Below are 5,607 nucleotides of genomic sequence, written 5' to 3'. Positions count from 1 at the left end.
CGACGAGCTTCCTCGCCCGGCCGACGGCGCCGACGCTGCCGGTCGCGATCGCCTCGCTGATGGGACGTCCGGGGGAGCTGAACAACCAGATGTGAGAAACAGTGTTCTAACCCTGTTTCTCACTCACGACCAGCTGCGGCAGACAAGATCGCCCCCACCGGCGGTGGACCGGTGAGGGCGACCTTCAGTCCAAGGAGGACGGCAGCGCGTCCCCGTTTTCCAGCAGTGCGCGGTGGTCCACTCGCGCGACGACCTCGGGCGGTACCCGGCACGAGGGCGGGAACACCGCCGGCGGCACGGGCTTTGTGCAGTCGAAGATCAGCTTCGTCTCCATCGGGCCCTTCTCCTCCCGGTTGTGCCCGTAGGTCACCGGGTTGAGCTGGCCGCCGAGGAAGCCCGGCATGATCGTCAGGTCGCGGTCCGCCTGGAAGCGCGTCGCCAGGCACCACAGCGTCTCGACCTCGTTGAAGACGTCGACGTCGTCGTCCACCACGAACACGTGCTTCAACAGAGGATCGACCGCCAAAGCAGCGCAAGCCGCGAGCTTCGGCTCGCCCTCCACACGCTTGCTCATCGACAGGTAAAGGTGCGACCGCGCCATGCCCGACAGCGGCAGGTGCACGCCGGTCAGCGTCGGGACCGCTTCCTTGACCCGGCGGTAGATGCTGCCCATCCGGGGGAGCCCGCCCAGCATGCTGTGTTCGGTGTGCGCGTTGAAGACGTCGACGAAGATCGGCTTGCGGCGCATGGTGATCGCGGTGATCTTCACGTACGGCTGCGGGCCGGTGCGGGTGTAGAACCGCGGGTACTCGCCGAACGGACCCTCGACGGCCGTCGCGTCGGGGTCGGTGTCGATCACGCCCTCGATGACGATCTCCGCGCGGGCCGGCACCTCGAGGTCGACCGTCTTGCAGGGCACCATCTCCAGCGGTTCGCCGAGCAGGCCGCCCACGACGTCGAGCTCGCCGCCGATCCCCTCCAGTTTGGACACCGCGCCCATCAGCAGCGCCGGGTGGTGGCCGATGACCAGCGCCACCTCCATCGGCTTCTTCTGCTCGCGCAGCTTGCGCAGCACGTAAGCCGTGTGGTGGGCCGGGTTGACCTGGATGCCGACCTGGTCGCGGCCCTGCTGCTGGTGGCGGAAGATGCCCGCGTTGATCTTGCCGCTGTCGGGGTCGCGGCAGATGGTCACCGCCGAGGTGATGTACTTGCCCGCGTCCAGCTCCTGGTGCTTGAGCAGCGGCAGCATCCCGACGTCGATGTCGTCGCCGGTGAACACGACCTCCTGCACCGGCGCGGTGCCGACCGTGACCGGCTTGATCCCGGACCCCTCGCGCCGGGCGTACTCCGGAACCATGGAGTGCACGTCCGAGCCGATGCTGCGCGCGAGCCGCTCGTAGGTGCCGTGCAGGTTGATGAGCAACGGGATCTCGGAGCCGCCGACGTTTTCGCACAGCACCGCCGGGAAGCCGGGGTACGCGGGGTCGTCTTCCATGCGGTCGACGAGCGCGGTGACCTCGAACTCGGGGTCGACCGGCTTGCGCACGACCTTGATCTGGTCCGGGTCCAGCTCGGCCAGGAATGTCCGCAGATCCTTTGCCATCAAACGCCTTCCGTTCGCCAGTGGCTCGCGATCCGATTATCGGCCCCGGTCGCGGACTCGACCGGGCCCGAACGGCAAGAACTAGGGGAATGCTTCGTCCTCACTCCCGGGCGGCGCTCGGCAGGGGTTGCCGGGTGCTAAATGGTCTCGTCCACGAAGCCGCGCGTCGTCGTACGTCAGGAGAACGACATGACCGTCACCGCAGCGCCGCCCCGCGAAGCCGCGGCGGCCGAACTGGCCCGGTCCTGGGCCGAGGACCCCCGATGGCGCGGAGTCCGCCGGGACTACACCGCCGAGGACGTCCTGCGGCTGCGCGGCAGCGTGACCGAGGAGCACACGCTCGCCCGGCTGGGCGCGGAGCGGCTCTGGAACCTCCTGCACACCGAGGACTACGTCCACTCGCTGGGCGCGCTGACCGGTAACCAGGCCGTGCAGCAGGTGCGCGCCGGCCTCAAGGCCATCTACCTCTCCGGCTGGCAGGTCGCCGCCGACGCCAACCTCTCCGGCCACACCTACCCGGACCAGAGCCTCTACCCGGCCAACTCCGTCCCGCAGGTCGTGCGCCGGATCAACAACGCGCTGCTGCGCGCCGACCAGATCAGCTGGGCCGAGGACGAAAAGGACGCCCCGCACTGGCTGGCGCCGATCGTCGCGGACGCCGAAGCCGGCTTCGGCGGCGTGCTCAACGCCTTCGAGCTGATGAAGGGCATGATCGCCGGCGGCGCCGCCGGCGTGCACTGGGAAGACCAGCTGGCCGCGGAGAAGAAGTGCGGCCACCTCGGCGGCAAGGTGCTCATCCCGACCTCCCAGCACGTCCGCACCCTGCAGGCCGCGCGCCTGGCCGCCGACGTCTGCGACGTCCCCAGCCTCGTCATCGCCCGCACCGACGCCCAGGCCGCGAACCTCATCACCAGCGACGTCGACGACCGTGACAAGCCGTTCCTGACCGGCGAGCGCACTCCGGAGGGCTACCACCGCGTGCGTGGCGGCATCGAGCCGTGCGTCGCCCGCGGCCTCGCCTACGCGCCCTACTCCGACCTGCTGTGGATGGAGACGTCCAAGCCGGACCTCGAGGTCGCGCGCCAGTTCGCCGAGGCGATCAAGGCCGAGTACCCCGACCAGCTGCTGGCCTACAACTGCTCGCCGTCGTTCAACTGGAAGCAGCACCTGGACGACGCGACGATCGCGAAGTTCCAGCGCGAGCTCGGGCACATGGGCTACAAGTTCCAGTTCATCACCCTCGCCGGGTTCCACGCGCTGAACCATTCGATGTTCGCCCTGGCGCGCGACTACGCCGACGAAGGCATGACGGCCTACGTCGAGCTCCAAGAGCGCGAGTTCGCCGCCGAAGCCGCCGGCTACACCGCGACGCGGCACCAGCGCGAGGTCGGCACCGGCTACTTCGACCTGGTGAGCACGGTCGTCAACCCGTCGAGCAACACCGTCGCGCTGATGGACTCCACGGAGAAGTCGCAATTCTACTGAGCATTTCCTCAGTCGGACCCGTGCTAGAAACAAAGAGACGACACATCAGCCACGCGAAACGGAATTCAGGACGGTTGCCCATGCGCATGCCCGAGAACCTCGAAGACATGGTTTACGGAGTCTATGGAACCACTGAAATCGCGGTGAAGCCATGCCCGTTCACGCAGGCCGAGATCGATGAGCTCGAGACCACCAACGAAATGCTCATCTACGTGCCCCAGGAGATCTCCGAGGCGCAGATGATCGAGACCGGGAAGCTCAACACGAACTTCCGCTGGGAAGTCGAGCAGAACATGATCAAGAGCCCGATGACCGACGAGTCGCACTGGCTCGTCTGCTCGGCCTCGCCGATCCCGGAAATGCTCGGTCAGAGCACGCAGGCCATTTCCCGCGTCTACGACGAAGAGGGCCTCGACGGCATGGACTTCCGCCGTTACCTGGCTTTCGTGCTCACCTACCGCCACCTCACCAACGAGTACCCCGACTTCCGGCAGTGGTGCCTGCTCGTCGGCGGCCACTACGACCGCAGCGGTATCTCGCTGGTCGGCTTCGACAAGCACGGCAACTTCGGGCACCACGGCTGGATGAAGAACTTCAAGGCCAAGATGTCCGGCGGCCGGTACGTCGCTTTCGCCCCGCGCAAGCACATCAACGCCGAGACCGAGCTGCTCGAGCGCCCGCGCCGCGGTTCGCGCAACAAGACCACGCACGACGCGGGCACCGACTGACCCCGGAACCATCCGAATTCCCCAGCACAACCCTGTGCGTGGAGCTGTGCCGTCACTGGAGGAACAACCATGGCAGACGACGAGCGCGTCGACATCACGCGAAAGCTCGTTGAGTTCGTCGAGAAGCACCTGTTGGACGGCAAGGACGTGGGGGAACTGACCACGACCACGCCGTTGCTGGACTGGGGCCTGCTCAACTCGATCGAAACCACCCGGCTGGTCGCCTACCTCCGTGAGGAGTTCTCCGTCCGGGTTCCCCCGACGGAGATGGTGGCCCGCCACTTCAAGGACATCGAAAGCATCGCCGACCTGGTGACTTCGCTGCGTGCCCCGGTCGCCTGACCCCTTTTCGCAATCCAGAACGGAGAACCTGTGTCTTACGACTACGATGTCGGCATCATCGGCGGTGGCCCGGCCGGTTCCACGGCGGCGTCCTACCTGGCCAAGGCCGGCCTTTCGGTGGTGGTCTTCGAGGGCGAGACGTTCCCTCGCGAGCACGTCGGCGAGTCCCTCGTCCCCGCGGTCATCCCCGTGATGCACGACATCGGGGTCATCGGCAAGGTCGAAGCCGCCGGCTTCCCCCGCAAGTACGGCGCCGCGTGGACCTCGTCGGACACCCGCCCGACGAGCACGCTGGACTTCGACGCCGGCTCGCACGGCCTCGGCGTGGCGGAGATCGCCTACGAAGAGCGCGACCAGAACGGCGTGGACCGCGTCTACGCCTGGCACGTCGACCGCGGCCAGTTCGACTCGATGCTGCTCAAGCACTCCGAGGAGCTCGGCGCCAAGGTCTACCAGGGCGTCCGGGTCAACCGGGTCGACTTCACCGACCGCGACCGGCCGGTGCTGCAGGCCAAGATCGGCGACCAGCCCCTCGAGGTCGCGGTCCGCTGCGTGCTCGACGCGTCCGGCCGGCAGACCCTGCTGGGCCAGCAGCTCAAGGTCAAGGTGCCGGACAAGGTCTTCAACCAGTACGCGGTGCACACGTGGTTCGAGGGCCTCGACCGCGCTTCGCTGGCGCGCCGTCCCGAGGACGCCGACTACATCCACGTGCACTTCCTGCCGCAGGAGAACACCTGGGTCTGGCAGATCCCGATCACCGAGACCATCACCTCGATCGGCGTCGTCACCCAGAAGGAGAAGTTCAAGGAGCACAAGGACGACCTCGAAGGCTTCTTCTGGAACTCCGTCGGTACCCGGCCGGAGATGCTGGACGCGCTGAAGAACGCCAAGCGCGTGCGGAAGTTCAAGACCGAGGGCGACTACAGCTACGGCATGAAGCAGATCGCCGGCGACGCGCTGGTGCTCATCGGCGACGCGGCCCGCTTCGTCGACCCGATCTTTTCCAGCGGTGTCAGCGTCGCGATGAACAGCGCGCGCCTGGCGGCGAAGGACGTCATCGCCGCGCACCAGGCCGGTGACTTCCGCCGGGAGCGGTTCGACAACTACGTCACCACGCTCCGCAAGGGCGTCAACATCTGGTACGACTTCATCTCGATGTACTACCGGCTGAACGTGCTGTTCACCGCGTTCATCGACGACGACCGTTACCGCAAGGACGTCATCCAGATGCTCCAGGGCGACGTCTACGACGCCGAGGAGCCGGCGGCCCTGACCGCGATGAAGGAGTACGTCGCCGCCGTCGAGGCCGACCCCACGCACCTGTGGCACGGGCACCTCGGCAGCCTCAAGGCCTCTTCTTCGGCGCTGGCCCTGTTCTAGGCAAGACACCCGGTCGTGAGTGAGAAACAGGGTTAGAACACATAAACACAAAACTCCCCCGGCATCCGT

At 66.8% G+C, this 5,607-nt stretch carries 5 protein-coding genes; 4 read left to right on the top strand and 1 reads right to left on the bottom strand.

Going from position 1 to position 5,607, the window contains the following annotated elements; genetic code table 11:
* Positions 1 to 184 precede the first annotated feature (184 nt).
* Positions 185 to 1,603, bottom strand: a complete 1,419-nt coding sequence (locus AB0M59_RS53100) for a UbiD family decarboxylase (protein ID WP_364631936.1) — start codon at positions 1,601 to 1,603, stop codon at positions 185 to 187.
* A 189-nt stretch (positions 1,604 to 1,792) separates the two neighbouring features.
* Here AB0M59_RS53100 and aceA point away from each other — a divergent pair, with 189 nt between their 5' ends.
* The 4 genes from aceA to AB0M59_RS53080 all read left to right on the top strand — a co-directional run bounded on the left by aceA (position 1,793) and on the right by AB0M59_RS53080 (position 5,538).
* Positions 1,793 to 3,088 carry an isocitrate lyase gene (gene aceA, locus AB0M59_RS53095; protein WP_364631933.1) on the top strand — a complete coding sequence of 432 codons (1,296 nt, stop codon included), beginning with the start codon at positions 1,793 to 1,795 and terminating at the stop codon, positions 3,086 to 3,088.
* A 107-nt stretch (positions 3,089 to 3,195) separates the two neighbouring features.
* Positions 3,196 to 3,816 (top strand): hypothetical protein, encoded by a 621-nt coding sequence (locus AB0M59_RS53090; protein WP_364631930.1) that lies wholly within the window; start codon positions 3,196 to 3,198, stop codon positions 3,814 to 3,816.
* A gap of 69 nt (positions 3,817 to 3,885) precedes the next feature.
* A complete protein-coding gene (locus tag AB0M59_RS53085) occupies positions 3,886 to 4,158 on the top strand; it encodes an acyl carrier protein (protein WP_155545874.1) in 273 nt (90 codons plus the stop codon).
* A gap of 30 nt (positions 4,159 to 4,188) precedes the next feature.
* The gene (locus AB0M59_RS53080) at positions 4,189 to 5,538 is read left to right on the top strand and encodes an NAD(P)/FAD-dependent oxidoreductase (protein ID WP_364631928.1); all 1,350 of its coding nucleotides are present in this window, start codon (positions 4,189 to 4,191) and stop codon (positions 5,536 to 5,538) included.
* Positions 5,539 to 5,607 lie beyond the last annotated feature (69 nt).

The organism is Amycolatopsis sp. NPDC051371, assembly GCF_040682155.1.
Lineage (GTDB): Bacteria > Actinomycetota > Actinomycetes > Mycobacteriales > Pseudonocardiaceae > Amycolatopsis.
Note: the sequence above shows the minus strand (reverse complement) of the source record. Positions and strands in the feature narration are given on the sequence as shown.